The sequence below is a fragment of the Motilimonas sp. 1_MG-2023 genome (assembly GCF_030547455.1).
Classification (GTDB): Bacteria; Pseudomonadota; Gammaproteobacteria; order Enterobacterales; family CBDFNC01; genus Motilimonas.
Window position 1 is genome coordinate 1 of record NZ_JAUOPX010000036.1, and the last position, 18,302, is coordinate 18,302.

The following is an 18,302-nucleotide window of genomic DNA, read 5'->3' on the forward strand; positions in this document are numbered from 1 at the left end:
GTGATGAAAAAGGGTGAATACCCAGATGTGTTTGGGTTGATATCGGATTAGTCAAGCTGGGGTTGGTGAAAGGTTACGCATCAAGAGCAATATGTTTTAAAGCGAGTTGCAATGATTCAGGAATGACTTGCTTAAGCGCCATGTGCTCTCTCGCCCAGCGGCAAAGAGTGTCGATTCGGCTTTGGTTATTATTTATAAGCTGTAAGTCTGAATAAAGCGCTTTAAGGTCGTCAAAATAGTCAATATTCGCAGTTAGTGGTGTTGGATGATCGAAATGTTGACCTAAGACGCCATAGCCAATGGCAGGATGAAAACGTAAACCTGCCAGTTGTGTGCCGGGGAAAAGACTAATTTGCTCGGAGACCTTGCTGACAGGTTGAAAAATAACGCCTGGTGGCAGCAATTTGCTTCCTATCTTGATGTCTCCGGCAAGGTGGAAAAGTATGCCACTGCTGGCATCGGTATACAGAGACTTTGTTATTGGTTCAGATTGCAATTCAGAGACAGAGGCTGACCATATGCCTTGTAATAATGCGGATAGCTGTCCCGTGGGGTGGGACAGCTCAAAATTTAACGATACATTGGGGGATTTATTGTGGCTTATAGCTGCCTACCTCTGGCTTGAATGTTTTAACGATTCTATTCCAACTATTGATTGCATTGATAGCAATGGTTAAATCAACTAACCCTTGTTCACCTAACGTCTCAACCGCATTGCTATAAATCTTATCGTCTACCGGCTTACCAGAAGTTAAATGCTCTGCTAGCTCGAGCGAAACAAGTTCAACATGAGTATACAATGGCATATCACGCCATGCATTTAAACCGATAATACGCTCTGAAGTTTCTCCTTGAGCCATTGCCTCTTTACTGTGCATGTCAATACAAAAAGCGCACTGATTAATCTGTGATATTCGCAATTTTACTAACTCCCACACCGCTAGTGTAACTGTATCTGAGGTGCTGAACTGCTCTCGTAGATAGCTTTCTTGCGCCATCAAAATTTGCATCGCTTTGGCCGCTAAGCCCATGTAATTTGCACGTGAAGCCATTGTTTTTTCTCCTTAATGATGGTGAAGAAATACAATAGCTTTTTGCGTAACACGAGGTATTGAATATTTCCGACATAAGAGGGGTTATGTGTAAACACTTGACACCACCACACTCGCGTGAAACTTGTTGCGAGTGTGGTAATGTTTTACTTCCAAGATGAGCGAACTAATGATTAATAATTAAGCAATCTGAGAATGTAAGCAACATTTTTATACAAAGTGCCGCGAAATCATCCTTCAAAAGTTGTTGATGGCTCAACAGCCGCTTCCTTACGGCAGTATTCGGCTTAGAAAACATTACATTGCTCAACCAATATTCATGCGTTTGCCTTAGTCTAAATATTGGGAACTCGCAATGTTTCAATGTTTAATTTATTATTAATATTATTTTCAGCTTCCCATACATCTGCCGCTCTATCGACCCTTTGCATATCTAAAAACATATCGAAATCTTGATTTTCAGGGTTCCAGTATATGTTTTCGTTTATTTTTAGCCCTGTGATTATATCAAGGTAATAATTAGCTATGTTAATAGTTCTAATTGTTGGGCTCGCGGTGATTCGCGTATTTTCAAAATAATTACGTTCAACCTTGACGTTTGACATTGGAATTAGTTCATCACCAAGATCTAGAGGCTGAATCCTTAAACCTTTCCCTGTATTCACAATTGCATTTTCGCTAATGTTAATGTTTTTTATTTCCACAGTTATATTGGATTCACTATTAGGTCGCATATTTAGAAAATAGCCATTGGGATAGTCTTTAATAATATTGTTTTTCACTTCTACATCACTATAGCCAATGATGTTAATTGCGTCATAGTATCCATTTATGAACTTGTTTCTAAGAATTTTTAGACCAAATGCCGGCTGTCTTGTGGCTAGTTTTAGTGGCCCTCTCATATTTTTAAAGGTATTGTCAGAGAATTCAAGGTTATTAACGCTGCCAAATTCATCCTTCTTAATAGTGCTAGAAATTTGTGTACACTGTTCGAATAGATTATTACTAACTAATACATTGTTAGAGTGAACTCCACCAATGTCATGGTATGGTGAAGTCGTTACTCTCAAACATGCATCACCAAAACCAAAGAAAGTATTTTGCCTGATAATTGCATCACTTGCACTCCCAAGGTATAAACCATGATGATTCCATGTGGCAGTTTCTTCAAGTGAATTAAATACACCAATAAAGCTTAAGTTTTGTATAATTAAACCTTCACTTTTATCAATGAAAATTAATGAATCACGGAGGTCTGGATTACTGCCAGGTGCAATTGTTTTTTGGATGACCGTTCCAGTGTTACCTTGAATGGTCACATTTTTAGCAAAGCCAGAAAATATTTTGACTGATTTCTCAAAAATAAATGTTCCAGTTGGAAATTCAATAACATCACCATCATTTAGGTTTTCTAATAATCTCTCAAACGCTACCGAATCATCAATGTCGTCATTTGGATGCATACCATAATCCGTGACTAGTTTAGTTGGAGTACTATTTTCAAAAAAAGTAACGGCTGGTAATGGCGAGTGAATGACTTCTACGGTATATGGTATAACAGATGTATTACCAAGGTTACTGGTTACTGTTTTAGTTAACTCGTACACGCCAGGAATGTAAGCAGAAAACATAACATCTTCTGAATGACGATTAGAAAGATACTGAATACTGTTACCAGTCCATTCAACACTCACTGTAAATTCTGCCGCGTCACTCCAATTAACAAATCCCCGTAATGATAAACTTTCACCCTGAGGCGTAGGTATCGTAGCTGGGTTTTCAGAATGGCCTGGTTCACATAACTCAAGCGCAACAGATTGAAAAGCAGGAAGTGCCATAGAGCTTAGCAATGCTATATTACATAATGTCTTCTTAAACGAAATGGTTTTCATATTATTTTCTCGATTAATAATTTTTACGGGAAGTACTTATGTTAGTAGAAACTAGTGTCGATGGAAGGTGTGTCATTATCGGTCACCCTAGTCACAGGCATTTATAGCATACATAAATTTGAATTTAGCATTAGAAAATTACTAATAATAATTAGAATGGATCGGAGGGAATCTAACAATAAGTTAAATGAAATGTTGTACTAATAGTGACTTTAAACGTTACCGAAAGAAGTGAATCAAATAATTTTTCCACCTGTTAATTGATAAGTCTGGGTGAGTGCATGCATGCAAAAAATATAAATAACCTAGCGAACAACGTGACATTTTCTTATATTAAGCGCCGTAAAAATATCCATAATGATTTAACTTCCGCTTCCTTGCGGTAGATATTAGGCTAAGAAAAGCTCTCAAATTACTTAAAACTCATGTTCTTGTATTAGTGATAGCTAGCGTGCAATTATCTGCTAAATTTTCTTACGACTCCTACTAGGAGCATAAGCATGATCAACCAACCCATGGCACCGCCACTGTAGCCGTCGCTGTGCTCTATTCTCGCAACTTTTTCTTCTTTTACTCGGGTTTTAAAGCGCGCGAGTTCAGCGTCTAGGTTTTTAGTCATGTCTGCAACGGCTAAGCTAAAGCCTTCGCGTGATTTGTCATTAAGGGTATCGTCAACGCCAATGGCGGTACTTAAACGCTCTAGTTGGCTTACACCTGGTGCGCGAAACAGCATTTTTTGGCTGTTAATATCAAATACAGCGGTATCGACAAAGGTTTGCACTGAGTTTTGATTGCCGGGGATCATATACATGCCAACAATGGTCCAATAAAGCAGGGCGGCGTTGTTTTCCAGTGATTGCGTCACTTGATCGTAAGAGACCAGTGCAATAACGTCGATATCATATAGCCTTCCCACCTGTGAAAGGGTGGTAAAGCCTTGGCCACCTTGCAGATAAGTACTTGGGATCACTTCAATGTGGTCAATATATTCATAACCTGTAAATGATGATTTAACTGTATTGAGCAATGCTATTTGGTCTTTTTCATGAATGGGGTTACGGCTATAGCCCGTTGGTGGCACAAAGGCGATGCCCACCTTGACCGGTAACGTGAGCACGGGTAATTCTGGCTGGTGTTGTGTACGGCTTTCGGGGTCGGGGTATAAAAAGTCAACCAAGCTACTTGAAACCGTATTTTTACCAACCTTGTTACTAACGAAACTGCTGCACGCGGTGAGACCAAACACGCTGATGAGCACTGCGATTAACTTTATTTTCATTATGTCACTTGCCTTAACACTTTCAATAACGGGTTATTATTTAATGATAAGCGCTCTCAAATAGCAAGTTTAGTTTCCCCTCTTAGAGGGGACTTGGGTTGATTAATTTAACGTCGCCATTACTGATGCAAGTTTATCGAATAATTCGGGTGACGTTAGTTGTTGTGTATCAAGATCGAAATTGTCGTAAAAACTTGGAATGGATAGGCTCCCTTTAACATCGGCAGCAAAATAGGGCGCTGATGTTGTGGCCGCATTAAGCACTGACTGCGCGCCGCCTGGGCCTGGTGAAGTAGCAAGCATGATCACCGGCTTACCTTGAAACACTTTCATGTTAATGCGTGAAGTCCAATCAAATAAGTTCTTATAAGCGGCAGTATAGGAGCCGTTGTGCTCAGCAAATGAAATAACGATGGCGTCTGCCGCGCCGATTTTTTTGAAGAATTGTTGGGCGGCTAATGGAATACCGGTCTCATTTTCACGGTCGCTACTGTAAATCGCCATTTCGTAATCGTTAATGTCTAGCAGTTCTACTTCAGCATCTTTAACCAAAGAGGCGGCATAACTAGCCAATTGTTTATTGATAGACTGTTTTGAACTGCTTGCGGCAAAGGCTAATACTTTCATGATATTGCTCCTAAATGTGATGACGTTATTGTATGTTCTGCGCAGCGTCACAAAATGGTGTCAACTGTCTTGAACTGATGAAACTCATTCTATATCTGTTACTCTCATTGATTAATACGGTAAAAGTGGACTAACTGTTTCCATATGACTGGTAATAAGCTGTTTGAAGGCATTGAAATATTTGTGCAAGTTGTAAAGAGCCAAGGTTTTAGCGCGGCGGCAGAGCAATTGGGCCATTCCAGCTCCCACGTGAGTAAGGAAATTACTAAGCTGGAAACGCGTTTGGGGGTTCGCTTATTAAATAGAACCACACGTTCAATCGCCTTGACACCCGAAGGGGAAGCCTATTATCAGTATTGTACTCAGCTGTTGCAGGATGCTGAGTCCGCCATCGCCGCCATTACACAAAACAGTATTGACCCTAAAGGTACGCTCAAGGTCAGTTGCCCGATAGGTTTTAGCGCTCATTATCTGCAACCCATTTTGGCTCAGTTTTTGGACCTTTACCCCAATGTACGCCTGGATTTGGATTTAAGTGATAAGCATATTGATGTGATTGCTGATGGTTACGATTTAGCGATCCGCGCCACACCACAATTGGCAGAGTCGAGCTTGATTTGTAAGCGTATTTTTAAAACTAAGGCTTACGTCATCGCATCGAAAGGTTACCTCGAAAAACAAGGCCGTCCCTATCACCCTAGAGAATTAAATAAACACCATTGTATTTGCTATAGCAATTTAAAAAATCCAACGCGCTGGGAGTTCAGTTCGCAATCCGGGGAGCATTTTAGTGTCGATGTAAAAGAAAAAATGCGCTGCAACAATGGTCAAGCTGAGTTAGACATGGTGCTAGCCGACCAGGGCATTTGTCGTCTACCGGGCTTTTATTTAGATTCCGCCTTTGCTAATGAACAAATTGAAGCGTTGTTCCCTGAATTTATTCAACCGGAAGTGAATGTCTATGCGGTTTATCCCAGCCGCAAACACTTGTCACCTAAAGTGCGTTGTTTTATCGATTTGTTGAGTGAAGCGCTAACGGAATATTAAAAGCGACCGCTTTGACGAAGGTGTCAAAGCGGGTCCGTGTTTGCTGCTTATCTATCTAACCCGAATCTTGGATAAGCGAATATAGTATGTTTTTCTGCAAAAACGCTGTGAATATGTCCCTATAAGCTTTGCGTTTTCATCCCTGAAAACGAAATTTTGCCGTAAAACATACTTTATTTTGCTGTATTAGGCTTAAACAGAACTGAGGTTATCTATTGATTCATAGTGGGCTAAAAACGCCAAGCAATCTTGTTGGAATAAAGGCAGTGCCGAGCTGATTTTTTCATGGTGCCAATCCCACCAAGCTAGTTTATCTAAGCGCGGGCCTATATCTGTTTGTTCAAAGCGTGGCCGCAGCACCTTGGCGGGGTTGCCAACCACAATGTGCCACGCCGGCACGTCTTTAGTCACTATGCTGCCTGCGCCAACAATGGCGCCGTTACCTATGGTGATACCCGGCATGATAATGGCGCCGTGACCAATCCATACGTCATGGCCAATATGCACCTTATTTGCAGCGCGCCAATTAAAAATTTCGGGGTCAACGCCGCTTTCTGCTGGGGCTGGCATGGCGTATTTTTGTGGCCGGTAGGTGAAGTGGTGTAAGGTGGGTCGCCACCAAGGATGATTGCTGGGGTTAACCCTTACGTTTGACGCAATAGAGACAAATTTACCCACTTCACATAGGGCTAAGTCAACGTCGTTTTGGGCATAACTGTAGTCGCCAAATTGTACATTGTCTAAGAGACTGCGGGCGCCAATTTCGGTCCAAATGCCTAGGGTGCAATTGTGAATTGATGCGCTGTCATGGACACTTGGCGCACTGGAAAGTGATTGCCCTTTATTTACTTTTACGCTTGGTTCAACTTTGCTATTCATCATTATCATACTCGTGGATTTAGTTAAAAGTTAACGCCATGTCATCATGTCCAACGCTGACATTATCGGGTAGGGGGGCTGTCGCGCTTAGTAAATACAAATCTAACTCATGGCTAATATGAGTCAGTAGCCAATGGCAGTGTGGTAGCTGCTTGGCTAAGGCTAATACTTGGCGCAAATTGTTATGGTTGCTGTTTTCAACCAAAGGCGAGTAATTGCAATCGATGGCAATGTGGCTGGGGGACTTATCCAGCAGTATTTGCCAAGTCTCGTCTGGAATGCCCACCGTGTCGGTTAAATAGGCCAAGCAATGGTTTTGGTATTCAAATAAATAGCCATGGCAAGGTTTTGAATGTTGCATATTCAGTGGCGTGATAGCGAGCTTGTCTAAGCCATCAATATGAAAGGTTTGTCCGTGTTGATTCGGCGCTTGAAATGCGAGCAGGCCCGGGTGTTTATATAAATCATCGCAGCCATTTGGGTCGTTCGGGTGATAAACCGCAATGTTGGGCGCTAAGCCCCAACGTAGCTCAAACAGGGCTTGTACGTGATCCATATGGTAATGGGTGAGCAAGATAACGTTAATGGTGCCGGCGGGGAAACGCTGCATCAGCTGTGGATGATTTGCATCCAATAACAAGGTTTTACCCTCAACCTCAAGTAAACCGGAGCACAGCTTACGCGCCAAACTAGGCTCGGTAAGGGCATTGAGACAAGCCTGACACTCACAGCCATAAACTGGCGCGCCTTGCACACTGCCGGTGCCTAATAAGGTGAATTTCATCGTATACAGAGCTCCCGTTGCTGCTTGTTTGATAAACTTTGCTCAGTGGTTTGGCTTTGGATATAGGCTATTAACCGCGCAGTGGTCTCGGTTAGGCTGTGATTATTGTCTAAGCGCCAACAGTCCAGTGGTAAGCTGCTTTGGTAATGCTGATTACGGGTTAGCCTTGCCATTATCTCGGCTTCAGACTCACGCCCGCGCCGGCGCAACCGCTCGGCTAATACGTCAGCAGATACCTCTAACGCGATCATGCGCAGGCGAGCGCCAAACAATTGCCTTGCCAATGAAATGTGTGCACGTGAGCCATTAAACAATACCGAGACGCCATTATCGAGTTGACGGTTAACTTCATTGCCGACGCCGTATTGGTAGCCATTGGCTTGCCATTGCATGGCGAATAACCCTTGTTGCTTTTGTTCACTGAACTCGGTTGGCGATAAGGCAATGTGATCTTCGGCCGTGCTATCTGGGGCCCGGGTAATATACCGGGGCGCAATATACAAAGAACAGCTTAAAGGTTGCTTGCGCAACGCATTGATTAAGCTGTCTTTGCCAGCCCCAGAGGGGCCGACCAGATAGAATAGTTTGGCACTGTGGTTAGCGCTTGCACTATTGTTTGCGCTGAGGCTAGTTGTGTGCATTAAAACACCCGTTCGCCTGTGCGCCATACTTGCATTACTCGTAGGCGATCCTCATTAGGCATTGCCAGCACTAAATCTGCCCGCTTGCCTTCTTCGATACAGCCGCGATCGTCCATTGCCAATGCTTTCGCTGGCGTTTTGCTCACCATTTGAATGGCTTGGCAAAGGTCGTATTGATTATTGCTATCCAGTGCCACTTGATAGGCGGCATCGAGCATGCTGGCAGGATAGTAATCTGACGATAAAATATCCAATACGCCTTCACTGGCCAAGGTTGCTGCAGCCACGTTACCAGAGTGAGACCCGCCGCGCACAATGTTCGGTGCGCCCATCATTACCTGTAAGCCAGCCGCATGAGAAGCTTTAGCTGCCGCCACTGTGGTGGGAAATTCGGCAATACAACAGCCCAAATCCGCAGACTCTTGAGCGTGTGCAACGGTCGCATCATCGTGGCTGGCGAGGGCAAAGCCATGGCTGCGAGCTGAAGCGGCAATGGCTTGGCGGTTTTTATCTGACCACAGCAGCGAAGCTTGGGTTTGTTCGGCTTCAAAGGCGGCCATTTCTTGCACATTTAAGCCATATTTACCCATGTAGTAAGTCCGGTATTTTTCGCTATCAATAAATTGGCGTTGGCCTGGGGTGTGATCCATTAACGACACCATGGCAATCGGGCTTTTGGCTGTGCCTTGCGGGGTAAATTTATTGACTAAGGTTTCAAAGGTTTCAAAGGTGTCGGCATTGGGTAGCTCGCAGCGCAAATGCAGTAAATGTTCGGCGCGATTATGGCCCGCTTGCTGGGTACTGACTATGGTACTTAACATGCGATCAAGGTTGGCTAAGCGGGTGCCTTGATCGTTAATGTAGCCAATGGCGACTGCGTCTAGCACCGTGGTAATACCGCTGGCAACCATTAAGGCATCGTGGCTGGCCATGGCGGAATGGCCCGGCCAATTCACTTTTGGTCTCGGGGTAAAAAACTTTTCTAAATTATCGGTGTGCAGTTCAATCAGCCCTGGCAGTAGAAAAGCACCTTGTCCATCAATGGCGCTACTCAGACTACTTTGCGTATCACTTAGAGTGCAAATTTTACCGTCGCGCACTTCTAATGAGCCGGTGATGATTTGATCGGCCAGTACCATTTTTACATTTGTGATGATCATGAAATTATCCTACGCGGTCGCTAATTGATTGAAATTCAGTTTGATTTTGAGAGACAGCTGAGTCAGTGCCACTGGACATGTGATGTAAGCGGTCAGCGACTTGGTCACGCACCCAAGTGTCGTGAAAAATGCCAACAATGGCGGCGCCGCGTGCTTTAGCTTGATTGATTAGCATGATGACTTGCTCAGCGTTGTGTTGGTCGAGTGACGCGGTCGGCTCATCGAGCAACAGCAAGGGATAATCAACGGCAAAGCCACGTGCAATATTGACCCGTTGCTGTTCACCCCCTGAAAATGTTGCCGGTGCGAGTTGCCATAAATGTTCGGGCACATTTAATGTATGCAGTAAATGCTGCGCTTTTTCCTTGGCTTGCTCACGTGGTATGCCATTTTCAAGTTGTGGTTGCATCACGATATCAAGGGCTGAAAGACGGGGTATGACTCGTAAAAACTGACTCACCCAGCCGATAGTTTGTTGGCGCAGTTTGATTATTTGGCGCGGACTGGCTGTTGCCATATCAAGCCAGGTTGACTCAGTTTGATCACTTTGCTGATGAGCTGGCTGGCGGATCAATAGTTCACCTTGGTCAACTTGGTAGTTGCCATATAGGGTGCGCAATAAGCTCGACTTACCTGAGCCAGAGCTGCCATTGAGAACCACACATTCACCGGCATAAATGGCTAAGTTTTGCTGTTGCAGCACCGCTAAGCTGGCCGCTCCTTGGTTATGTAAAACGAAGGTTTTGTTAATGTTTTTTGCAACCATGAAAGGTTCCATGAGGTGACTCCTTCTCTTGTGGCTATTGTTGCAACACCGATGACACCAGTAACTGGGTGTAGGCATGTTGTGGATCGTCTAACACGCGGTCGGTTAGACCCGTTTCAACGACTTGACCTTGCTTCATCACCATAATGCGGTGAGCGAGCAAGCGTGCCACGGCGAGATCATGGGTCACTATGACGACGGCTAAATTAAGTTCAGTCACCAGGTTACGGATCAAATCCAGTAATCTCGCTTGTACCGACACATCTAAGCCGCCAGTAGGCTCATCCATAAACACTAATTTAGGATGAGTGACCAGATTACGAGCAATTTGTAAGCGTTGTTGCATGCCGCCTGAGAACGTAATGGGCAGGTCGTCAATGCGATCCGCGCCTATCTCTACGGCCGTTAGCCAGTTCAATGCTTGGCGACGAATGTCGGCGTAATTACGCGCGCCCACTTCCATTAGGCGCTCGCCGATATTACCGCCAGCGGAAATTCGTGGCCGTAAGCCATCCATTGGGTGCTGGTGGACAATGCCAAAATCCGCGCGCATCAGCTGACGTCTTGCCGCTTCTGAAATTTGATACAAGCTGGCTGCTGGCATTTGGCTATTGCCTTGATAAATGACTTCGCCTTGCTGTGGCTCAAGTCGACCTGACAAGGTTTTAAGTAAGGTGGTCTTGCCTGAGCCAGATTCACCGACAATGGCCAATACTTCACCGGGAAATAAATTGAGGTTCACAGGTTCAAAGCCTTTACCGGGCGCGTAAAGTTTACTGAGTCCTTCGGCGCGCAGTAATGGCGCCTCGGCTGGGTCGTTGAATTGCGCGGGTAATGCTTGGGCTAAATTATCCATGAAGCGCCTCCTCAGCTGCGTTTTTTGCCAGTTGTCCTTGGCAATAATCGGTGTCAGAGCAAACAAACATGCGCTGACCTTGATCGTCGATGAGTACTTCATCTAAAAAGCTCGTTTCACTGCCACATAAACTACAGGGTGCTTGCCATTGCTGAATGCTAAAGGGATGGTCCTCAAAATCGAGGCTCGCCACATCGGTATAGGGTGGAATGCAATAGATGCGTTTTTCACGACCAGCGCCAAACAGCATTAATGCATTTGATTGATGCATTTTTGGGTTATCAAATTTAGGGATCGGTGAGGGATCCATTAAATAGCGGCCATGCACCATCACGGGGTAGGCATAGCTAGTGGCGATGTAGCCGTATTTGACGATGTCTTCGTAAAGCTTCACTTGCATCGAGCCATACTCGCCCAGCGAGTGCATTTTTTTGGTTTCGGTTTCTCTTGGCTCGATAAAGCGCAGCGGCTCAGGGATCGGTACCTGAAACACTAATATTTGGTCGTTACGCAATGGTTGCTCAGGAATGCGGTGACGGGTTTGGATCACACTCGCTTTGGCGGTTTCTGTGGTGGTTTCCAAGTGACATACCTTGGCAAAAAACTGACGAATCGATACCGCATTGGTGGTGTCATCGGCGCCTTGGTCTATCACTTTAAATACGTCATCCTGACCTAAGATAGAGGCACTTAACATGATGCCTCCCGTGCCCCAACCGTAGGGCATGGGCATTTCGCGGCCACCAAACGCGACCTGATAGCCGGGTAGGGCGACGCCTTTTAAAATGGCGCGGCGGATCATGCGCTTGGTTTGCTCGTCTAGATAACCAAAGTTATAGTCTTGCTCAGGCTCAGTGGCACTAACGATTTGATTAAAGGACTGCATCATTGTGCTCCTGGCTTTGCTTGTGGTGTTTGTCAGCGGAGTCCTCTGCGTGGGCAGGTTGCTGCATTTTTCTAAGTAGCTCTAATTCCGATTGAAAATCAACGTAGTGGGGCAGTTTAAGGTGCGACACAAAACCCGCGGCTTCAACGTTGTCGGCGTGGGCTAAAACAAATTCTTCATCTTGGGCGGGGCCTGTCACCGGCTCGTTGTATTGCTTGGCTTGTAAGGCGCGATCAAGTAGCGCCACGGCCATGGCTTTGCGTTCATTAAAGCCAAACGATAAGCCGTAACCGCGGGTAAAGTGCGCTGGTGCATCTTCTGGTTTGATAAAGCCATTGACCATTTCACATTCAGTTAGCAATACGCTGCCTATCTCGATATTGAAACCGAGCTCTTCGGGGCAAATTTCAATGGGCACTTCGCCGCTGCGAATTTCACCCGCAAACGGGTGATTACGGCCATAACCACGCTGGGTGGAGTAAGCTAATGACAATAAATACCCTTCATCGCCACGGCTAAGTTGCTGTAAGCGGGCTGCGCGTGAACAAGGATAACTGATCGCTTGCTCGGTAATGTCAGCTGGGATTTCACCGCTGTCCGATTCAGCTTCGGCAAAGCCTTGTTGCGCTAATAGATCAAATACCTTGCTAAAAGGCGCCGCATTGCTCTCCGCGCTGGCGGATTTAGCTGCTTCTTGATCGGGTTCGTGATCATTCATCACGCCTTCTGCTAACAAGCTAAAGTCTAATAAACGATGGCTGTAATCGTAAGTCGGACCAAGTTGCTGTCCGCCGGGTAAGTCTTTGTAAATGGCTGAAATACGCCTTTGCACGCGCATTTTCTTACAATCAAGAGGCTGACTAGTTGTTAACATTGGCAAGGTGGTGCGATATGCACGCAGCAAAAAAATCGCTTCAACCTGATCGCCACTGGCTTGCTTAATGGCCAATGCGGCCAATTCGCGGTCGTAGATACCGCCTTCGGTCATCACGCGCTCAACCCCAAGGCTGAGTTGCTGCTCTATTTGTTTAACGCTGAGCTCGGTAATATTGACATCACCACGGCGGCGCTTAGCCTGCAATTGGTGCGCGGCGGCAATGGCTTTCTCACCGCCTTTTACTGCTACATACATGGGATTAACTCCACTTTGGTGGTTCGGCTAATGGCTAATAATTGCTGCTGGTGACACAGCAAAATATCAATGCCTAGCGGGTAGGTGTGGCAAGGATTAATCAGGTATTCCACTAAGCTTTGGCTTAAGTTACCAAGTTGCACGGTGCGAGAATGCTCAATACCGGGGCCGGTTAATTTAAATTCTGGGCCGCGATCAAAGCCGTTGCTTTGGACTAATAAAGTAGTGCCTGATTCAGGGCTGGTATCAGTGCCACATTTTAGTTTTGCCATATTGACTCCTTCACTGTGGCTGACCACGGCGAAATCGGCATTCACTAACGCGCTGGGCTTGGTATTGCAATGAAACGTGAGATTGCGCTGCGCTTGATTGATGGTGGCATCTCCGTCTATTTCTTCTAATCGCGGACTTAAATACAGCGGCGTATGTTGGTCACATAAGCTCATCAGTATTTGAGTCGCGGATGCACACAGGGGCGCAAAGCCAAGGTGCTTGTCTAAGGTCACAATATGACCAGGCTCGCTAAGGGCTTTGAGCACTTGGCGAAAGCACGACTGGCTATGCTCTACTGGCTGGCTAAAACCGGGGGCGATAATGCTCATTCGTCTTCTCCTCTGACGACAGTGAAAAAGTCCACCTTAGTGGCGGCGGCTTGGTCACTGGTTTGGCGTTGTTGGCGTTGAATTAATTCGGCAAGAGGTTGAATGAGCCCCGCCTGTAAACGTAAGTTGTATTCAGGTTGTTGCAATAAAGCATCAGCAATGGCGCCAAGTAGCGCATGGCGTTTGTGGCGGCCTTGTAAATAGCCGTAACCAGTGGTGCCATCTTCTAGTCGCACTGCGGCGCGGGTAATGGTGGTATCAGCAAAGTTAAAGCGCTCGCCAGCACCGCCAATGCGGCCTTGAATGCGGGCAAGACCAATTTCAGGTTGGCGGATCACTTCGCAAGGCGGGTCTAACTCAAGTTGTTGCCAATGTTGTAATAGTTGCTCGTACGGTGCATTGGCGATGACGGCGAGCCAATGTTGTCTGGCACTAATGTTGGTAGTCTCTATTGGGGTTGAAATGCTCATAATGGATGCTCCAAGCTAAGCTCGACCAGCTCAGCTCTAATGTGTGAAACGGAAAATTCAAATGGCTGATGTTGCTGATCAACATTGATGCTTTGTAAGCGCAGTAGCGGGGTTTTGCTGGGCACTTGCAAGCAGGCACTGTCGTTAGCACTGGGTAATTGCGCGCCAATAACCGTGTGCTGACGCTTAAGAGTGATGTGACAATGCTGTTTTAAAAACTGATGCACCGAACCTTCTTGATAGCGGCCTAAGGCGATTTCATGTTCACCTAATTTAAAATGGTGAAACACGAGGCTTACTGGCGTGTCGTCAATAAAGCGCAATGTTTTTAGTTGCACCACTTGGCTAGCAATCGGTATTTGCAGCGCTTCGCTAATGCGTTCACTGGCATCAACGCGACATAAGTTAAGTAATTGGCTAGTCGGCGCCGCGCCAATGTTAAGTAAGTTGTCGGTAAACTTAGCGCCAGCGTGCAGGGGATAGCGCACTGGCTTGCTGAGCACCATTACCCCTTTACCTTGCTGGCGCAGTAACCACCCTTTGCCTACTAGCTCGTCAATTGCGCGGCGCAAGGTATGGCGATTAACCTGATAACGCTCGGCTAAGCGTTGCTCGGCAGGCAAGTATTGGCCAGCGTGGTAAGCTTGGCTTATTTCCTGCTCTAAACTCAGTGCGATTTCTTGATAACGTGCCATCTGAATTCTCGATTAATCAGTGTTAGATAAAGAGTTTACGAATACGTTGCGAGCCAAAATCTAACAAACTCACGGTAACGATAATGATCAGCATCACGGCGCAAGTTTGCGGGAACATAAAGCCACGAATACTTTCCCATAAAATCACACCAATCCCGCCAGCTCCGACCATGCCGACCACTGTTGCTGAGCGCACATTGGATTCAAAGCGATACAGTGAAAATGAAATCCACAGTGGTAACACTTGCGGGATCACGCCATAAACAATCTCTTCAAGCTTGTTAGCGCCCGTTGCTCGCACCCCTTCAACTTGGCCGGGGTCGATGGCTTCAACGGCTTCGGAGTACAATTTTGCCAGTACCCCGGTGGTGTGAATAAATAACGCCATCACACCAGCAAATGGTCCCAGTCCCACGGTGACGACAAACAACATAGCAAAGACCATTTCGTTAATGGCACGCGCCGCGTCCATCAGTCGGCGGGTAGGCTGATAAACCCAAGCTGGCACCATATTTTCAGCGCACATTAAGCCTAGGGGCACAGACAAAATAATAGAAAATAACGTACCCCATAGTGCGATATGCAGGGTGATCAACATTTCTTCGAGGTAATAAGAAATGTTTTTAAAGTCAGGTGGAAAAAAGTCAGCAGCAAGCTCGGCCATGTTGCCGGCGTCTTTGACTATTTTCATTGGTGCAATTTCTGCCCCTTGCCATGACCAAGATAATACGGCGATAACGAGTGCCCACATGATCAAGGTAAACCAAGACGTACGTGGCGGTGATAAAGGGTCTGCGGCTGCTGAATTCATGATAACTGCCTTACTTGTCTAGATAACTTAAAGTCTAAAAAAGCCGAGCTGACGCTCAGCTTTTGGTTTGGCGATGGACTACTGCGCCATTGCCGTTAGTGCATTTTGTTGACGTGTTAGCTCTGCTAACTCGGTGTCGATAACGGCCAATTGAGTGGCTTTTTTCGCTTCATCAATCTCAGTATCGTTTGAGATTTGGATGCGGTTTTTGAACAACACTAATTGACGAATAGGCAGCAGTTGTAGGTCGCTAGAGGCTTTGAACGGTGCCCACTGCAGCGTTTTAAGAATGGCTAACTCTTTGGCATCACCTGTGGTGCCATAGCTCATGAAGAAGTCATAAACCTTGTCTTTGACGTTTTCAGGTAAGTTTTTACGCCATACGATAGGATCTGAAGGGATTAGCGGTGATTTCCAGATAACTTTCAGCTGAGCAAATTTGTCTGGCACCGTCTCTTTAAGGCGATCCATGTTTTCAGTGTTGCCTGTGGCCACATCCACTTGCTTAGCCGCAGCGGCCAGTGCGTTAGCTTCGTGGCTTGAGTTCATTGAGCGTTTAAATTCTGAAACAGAGACATTGTTTTTTGCGAAAACATAGTAAGAAGGCACTAAGAAGCCAGAGGTAGAGTTTGGATCGCCGTTACCAAAAATGAGGTCTTGGCGATTGGCTAACACGTCAGCGAGGTTGTTTAATTTGCTGTCTTTATGGGTGACGAGCACGCTCCAGTAACCAGGGTTACCTGTTACATCAACTGTTTGCGCAAAAATTTCACCGCCAGCGCGGTCTACCGCTTCCATCGCTGATTTGTTGCCATACCAAGCCACATCCACTTTGTTAAAGCGCATGCCTTGGATGATGCCTGCATAATCGGGGGCAAAAAAAGCTTTTACCTTGTAACCGGTTTTTTGTTCCATCGCTTCTAAAAACGGCTGCCATGAGGTTTTTAGGTTTTGCTGTGATTCAGTCGAAATGATACCGAAGTTGATGGTGTCCATTTGCTCTTGAGCATATACGCCAGTAGTTGTCGCAGCGCTTGCAATCAAGGTGGTGGCAATAGCGGTTTTTTTGATCAGCTTTAACATGTCTAACATTTCCTTTTTATTTTTAATTAGGCTGTTTGAGCCCAGAGTCGTGGTACTGGTTGGTTTGTTTCGATGCTTTTGGTTGGCGTGACTTTGGATCCATAGAGGGCGGCAAGGGTGCTTTGGTCGAGCTGCTCACTAGGCCCATCAAAAAACACTTCGCCTTTTTTTAACGCCACTACGCGAGGGCAATAGCGAACGGCGTAGTCAACTTGGTGTAAGGTCACCACTACCGCTATGCCTTCTTTTTTATTGATGTCACTGAGAATGTCCATCACGATGCGAGATGATTCAGGGTCTAGGGAAGCAATGGGCTCGTCAGCGAGAATGATTTTGGCTTGTTGCATTAACGCGCGGGCAATAGCGACGCGTTGCTGCTGGCCGCCTGATAGGTTAGAAACCCGTTGTGAGGCAAAATCAGCGAGGCCAACGCGTTCAAGGGCGTTCATGGCTTGTTGTTTTTGCGCTAAGGTGAAGCGTCCGGTTAAGCTACGCCATAGAGGTGTGCTGTTTAAGCCGCCAATTAGCACATTTTGTAGCACGCTTAGGCGGGTAACGAGGTTGAATTGCTGAAAAATGTAGCCAGTTTGACAGCGACTGGCGCGCACGGTGTTACAAAATTTTCCGTTTTTCTGTACTGGCACACCTAGCACTTCAATATAACCGTTACTTGGTTTGTCATTGATGGTTTTGTCGCCGCAAACTAAGCCGTTTAAATGACGTAAAAGGGTCGACTTACCAGAGCCAGATGGGCCTAAAAGTGCAACCATTTCCCCTTGTTCAACACTTAAGTCCACATTTTTTAAGGCATGGTTGTTGGCAAAATGCTTGTTCAGTTGTTGTACTGAGATGACCTGCTTATTCATAACTCAATTCCGTCTTGGGTTTGGTTATAAACTAAGGGGGAAATATGACAGTGGGCTTATCTAGATAAGTCAGTTTGGTTAACGTTTTGTGGTGATTTGATGAAGGGAGCAGACTAAGCCAAAACTAACGTTTTGGCTGTAACAACCATGTGCAGGTTACATAATATGTATTTTTTTGGCCAACGCGGATGCGAATGCTTGATAGCCTTGGCTATTTAAATGCACCGCATCGGATTTCATTGCTTTGTTATCCAGCAAGTCACTTAATACATTAAGCTCTGCGACTAACTGATGGCGTTTGGCCAGCTCTTCATATAAAGGGACGGGATCTAAAAAGATCGCTGGTTTAGGCACACCCACTAAGATGATGTCAGCTTGATAAGATTTGATCAGGTTAATCATTTGCTCTAAGTTGCGCGCTAAGGCGGACAAAGGCAATTTACGTAATAAATCGTTACCGCCATAGCAAAGGATCACTAAATCGGGCGCTGTCTCGTCAAGGATACTTTGCAAACGGGCTAAGCCTTGCGCACTGGTTTCACCTGAAATTCCTTTGTTGATAACCGTAATGCCGAGTTGCTGGCTAAGTATACTTGGATAACTTTCACTGGTACTGGCGCCAACCCCTTGGGTTAAGCTATCACCGAAAGCCACAACAACACTGTCTCGGGTTAAGTTAATTTGCTGACCGCTATCAGAGCAGGCTGCAATAAAACAGCAAAGGCTAAGGATTAAATAGCGCCAAGTACTTAAGGTAAATCGAGTCATTTAGGC

At 45.7% G+C, this 18,302-nt stretch carries 21 protein-coding genes; 1 reads left to right on the plus strand and 20 read right to left on the minus strand.

The genetic code is table 11. The annotated features are described in order from the left end of the window. Positions 1-73 precede the first annotated feature (73 nt). From Q4519_RS16315 to Q4519_RS16335, 5 genes are all read right to left on the minus strand, one after another. Positions 74-403 carry a hypothetical protein gene (locus tag Q4519_RS16315; RefSeq protein ID WP_303514061.1) on the minus strand — a complete coding sequence of 110 codons (330 nt, stop codon included), beginning with the start codon at positions 401-403 and terminating at the stop codon, positions 74-76. Between the two features lie 187 nt (positions 404-590). Continuing rightward, the gene (locus Q4519_RS16320) at positions 591-1,052 is read right to left on the minus strand and encodes a carboxymuconolactone decarboxylase family protein (RefSeq protein ID WP_232804247.1); all 462 of its coding nucleotides are present in this window, start codon (positions 1,050-1,052) and stop codon (positions 591-593) included. A 335-nt stretch (positions 1,053-1,387) separates the two neighbouring features. Next, complete coding sequence (locus Q4519_RS16325; RefSeq protein WP_303514064.1) at positions 1,388-2,944, minus strand: glycosyl hydrolase family 28-related protein; 1,557 nt, start codon at positions 2,942-2,944, stop codon at positions 1,388-1,390. Between the two features lie 457 nt (positions 2,945-3,401). Then, positions 3,402-4,223 (minus strand): rhombotarget lipoprotein, encoded by an 822-nt coding sequence (gene rhlP / locus Q4519_RS16330; protein ID WP_303514067.1) that lies wholly within the window; start codon positions 4,221-4,223, stop codon positions 3,402-3,404. Positions 4,224-4,325: 102 nt separating this feature from the next. Then, positions 4,326-4,850, minus strand: coding sequence for an NADPH-dependent FMN reductase (locus tag Q4519_RS16335; protein ID WP_232801365.1), 525 nt, complete (start codon positions 4,848-4,850; stop codon positions 4,326-4,328). Between the two features lie 144 nt (positions 4,851-4,994). Between Q4519_RS16335 and Q4519_RS16340 the strand changes: the two genes are divergently transcribed. After that, entirely contained in the window at positions 4,995-5,897 is a 903-nt protein-coding gene (locus Q4519_RS16340; protein ID WP_303514069.1) for a LysR family transcriptional regulator, read from the plus strand. A gap of 192 nt (positions 5,898-6,089) precedes the next feature. Here the strand turns inward: Q4519_RS16340 and Q4519_RS16345 are convergent, their stop codons facing one another. From Q4519_RS16345 to Q4519_RS16415, 15 genes are all read right to left on the minus strand, one after another. Further along, entirely contained in the window at positions 6,090-6,779 is a 690-nt protein-coding gene (locus Q4519_RS16345) for a DapH/DapD/GlmU-related protein (protein ID WP_303514072.1), read from the minus strand. Positions 6,780-6,795: 16 nt separating this feature from the next. Continuing rightward, the gene (phnP, locus tag Q4519_RS16350) at positions 6,796-7,560 is read right to left on the minus strand and encodes a phosphonate metabolism protein PhnP (RefSeq protein ID WP_303514075.1); all 765 of its coding nucleotides are present in this window, start codon (positions 7,558-7,560) and stop codon (positions 6,796-6,798) included. Further along, positions 7,557-8,201 (minus strand): ribose 1,5-bisphosphokinase, encoded by a 645-nt coding sequence (gene phnN / locus Q4519_RS16355; protein ID WP_303514077.1) that lies wholly within the window; start codon positions 8,199-8,201, stop codon positions 7,557-7,559. Before phnN ends, phnP begins: the two co-directional genes overlap by 4 nt. Beyond that, the gene (gene phnM / locus Q4519_RS16360) at positions 8,201-9,361 is read right to left on the minus strand and encodes an alpha-D-ribose 1-methylphosphonate 5-triphosphate diphosphatase (protein WP_303514080.1); all 1,161 of its coding nucleotides are present in this window, start codon (positions 9,359-9,361) and stop codon (positions 8,201-8,203) included. The genes phnN and phnM overlap by 1 nt, the downstream gene beginning before the upstream one ends. A gap of 4 nt (positions 9,362-9,365) precedes the next feature. Further along, positions 9,366-10,139 carry a phosphonate C-P lyase system protein PhnL gene (gene phnL / locus Q4519_RS16365; RefSeq protein WP_303514083.1) on the minus strand — a complete coding sequence of 258 codons (774 nt, stop codon included), beginning with the start codon at positions 10,137-10,139 and terminating at the stop codon, positions 9,366-9,368. Positions 10,140-10,161: 22 nt separating this feature from the next. Beyond that, positions 10,162-10,983 (minus strand): phosphonate C-P lyase system protein PhnK, encoded by an 822-nt coding sequence (gene phnK, locus Q4519_RS16370; protein WP_232801358.1) that lies wholly within the window; start codon positions 10,981-10,983, stop codon positions 10,162-10,164. Beyond that, positions 10,976-11,869: an alpha-D-ribose 1-methylphosphonate 5-phosphate C-P-lyase PhnJ gene (locus Q4519_RS16375; protein ID WP_232801370.1), complete on the minus strand. Its 894-nt coding sequence runs from the start codon at positions 11,867-11,869 to the stop codon at positions 10,976-10,978. The genes phnK and Q4519_RS16375 overlap by 8 nt, the downstream gene beginning before the upstream one ends. After that, positions 11,856-13,001, minus strand: coding sequence for a carbon-phosphorus lyase complex subunit PhnI (locus Q4519_RS16380; RefSeq protein WP_303514087.1), 1,146 nt, complete (start codon positions 12,999-13,001; stop codon positions 11,856-11,858). The genes Q4519_RS16375 and Q4519_RS16380 overlap by 14 nt, the downstream gene beginning before the upstream one ends. Further along, the gene (gene phnH, locus Q4519_RS16385) at positions 12,992-13,603 is read right to left on the minus strand and encodes a phosphonate C-P lyase system protein PhnH (protein ID WP_232801356.1); all 612 of its coding nucleotides are present in this window, start codon (positions 13,601-13,603) and stop codon (positions 12,992-12,994) included. The genes Q4519_RS16380 and phnH overlap by 10 nt, the downstream gene beginning before the upstream one ends. Further along, the gene (gene phnG, locus Q4519_RS16390; RefSeq protein WP_303514090.1) at positions 13,600-14,073 is read right to left on the minus strand and encodes a phosphonate C-P lyase system protein PhnG; all 474 of its coding nucleotides are present in this window, start codon (positions 14,071-14,073) and stop codon (positions 13,600-13,602) included. The genes phnH and phnG overlap by 4 nt, the downstream gene beginning before the upstream one ends. Then, positions 14,070-14,768 (minus strand): phosphonate metabolism transcriptional regulator PhnF, encoded by a 699-nt coding sequence (phnF, locus tag Q4519_RS16395; RefSeq protein ID WP_232801354.1) that lies wholly within the window; start codon positions 14,766-14,768, stop codon positions 14,070-14,072. The genes phnG and phnF overlap by 4 nt, the downstream gene beginning before the upstream one ends. A gap of 22 nt (positions 14,769-14,790) precedes the next feature. After that, positions 14,791-15,579, minus strand: a complete 789-nt coding sequence (gene phnE, locus Q4519_RS16400; protein ID WP_232801353.1) for a phosphonate ABC transporter, permease protein PhnE — start codon at positions 15,577-15,579, stop codon at positions 14,791-14,793. A gap of 78 nt (positions 15,580-15,657) precedes the next feature. Then, positions 15,658-16,662: a phosphonate ABC transporter substrate-binding protein gene (gene phnD, locus Q4519_RS16405; protein ID WP_303514095.1), complete on the minus strand. Its 1,005-nt coding sequence runs from the start codon at positions 16,660-16,662 to the stop codon at positions 15,658-15,660. 26 nt (positions 16,663-16,688) lie between these two features. Next, entirely contained in the window at positions 16,689-17,528 is an 840-nt protein-coding gene (gene phnC / locus Q4519_RS16410; RefSeq protein ID WP_303514097.1) for a phosphonate ABC transporter ATP-binding protein, read from the minus strand. Between the two features lie 156 nt (positions 17,529-17,684). Beyond that, entirely contained in the window at positions 17,685-18,296 is a 612-nt protein-coding gene (locus Q4519_RS16415) for a GDSL-type esterase/lipase family protein (RefSeq protein WP_303514100.1), read from the minus strand. Positions 18,297-18,302 lie beyond the last annotated feature (6 nt).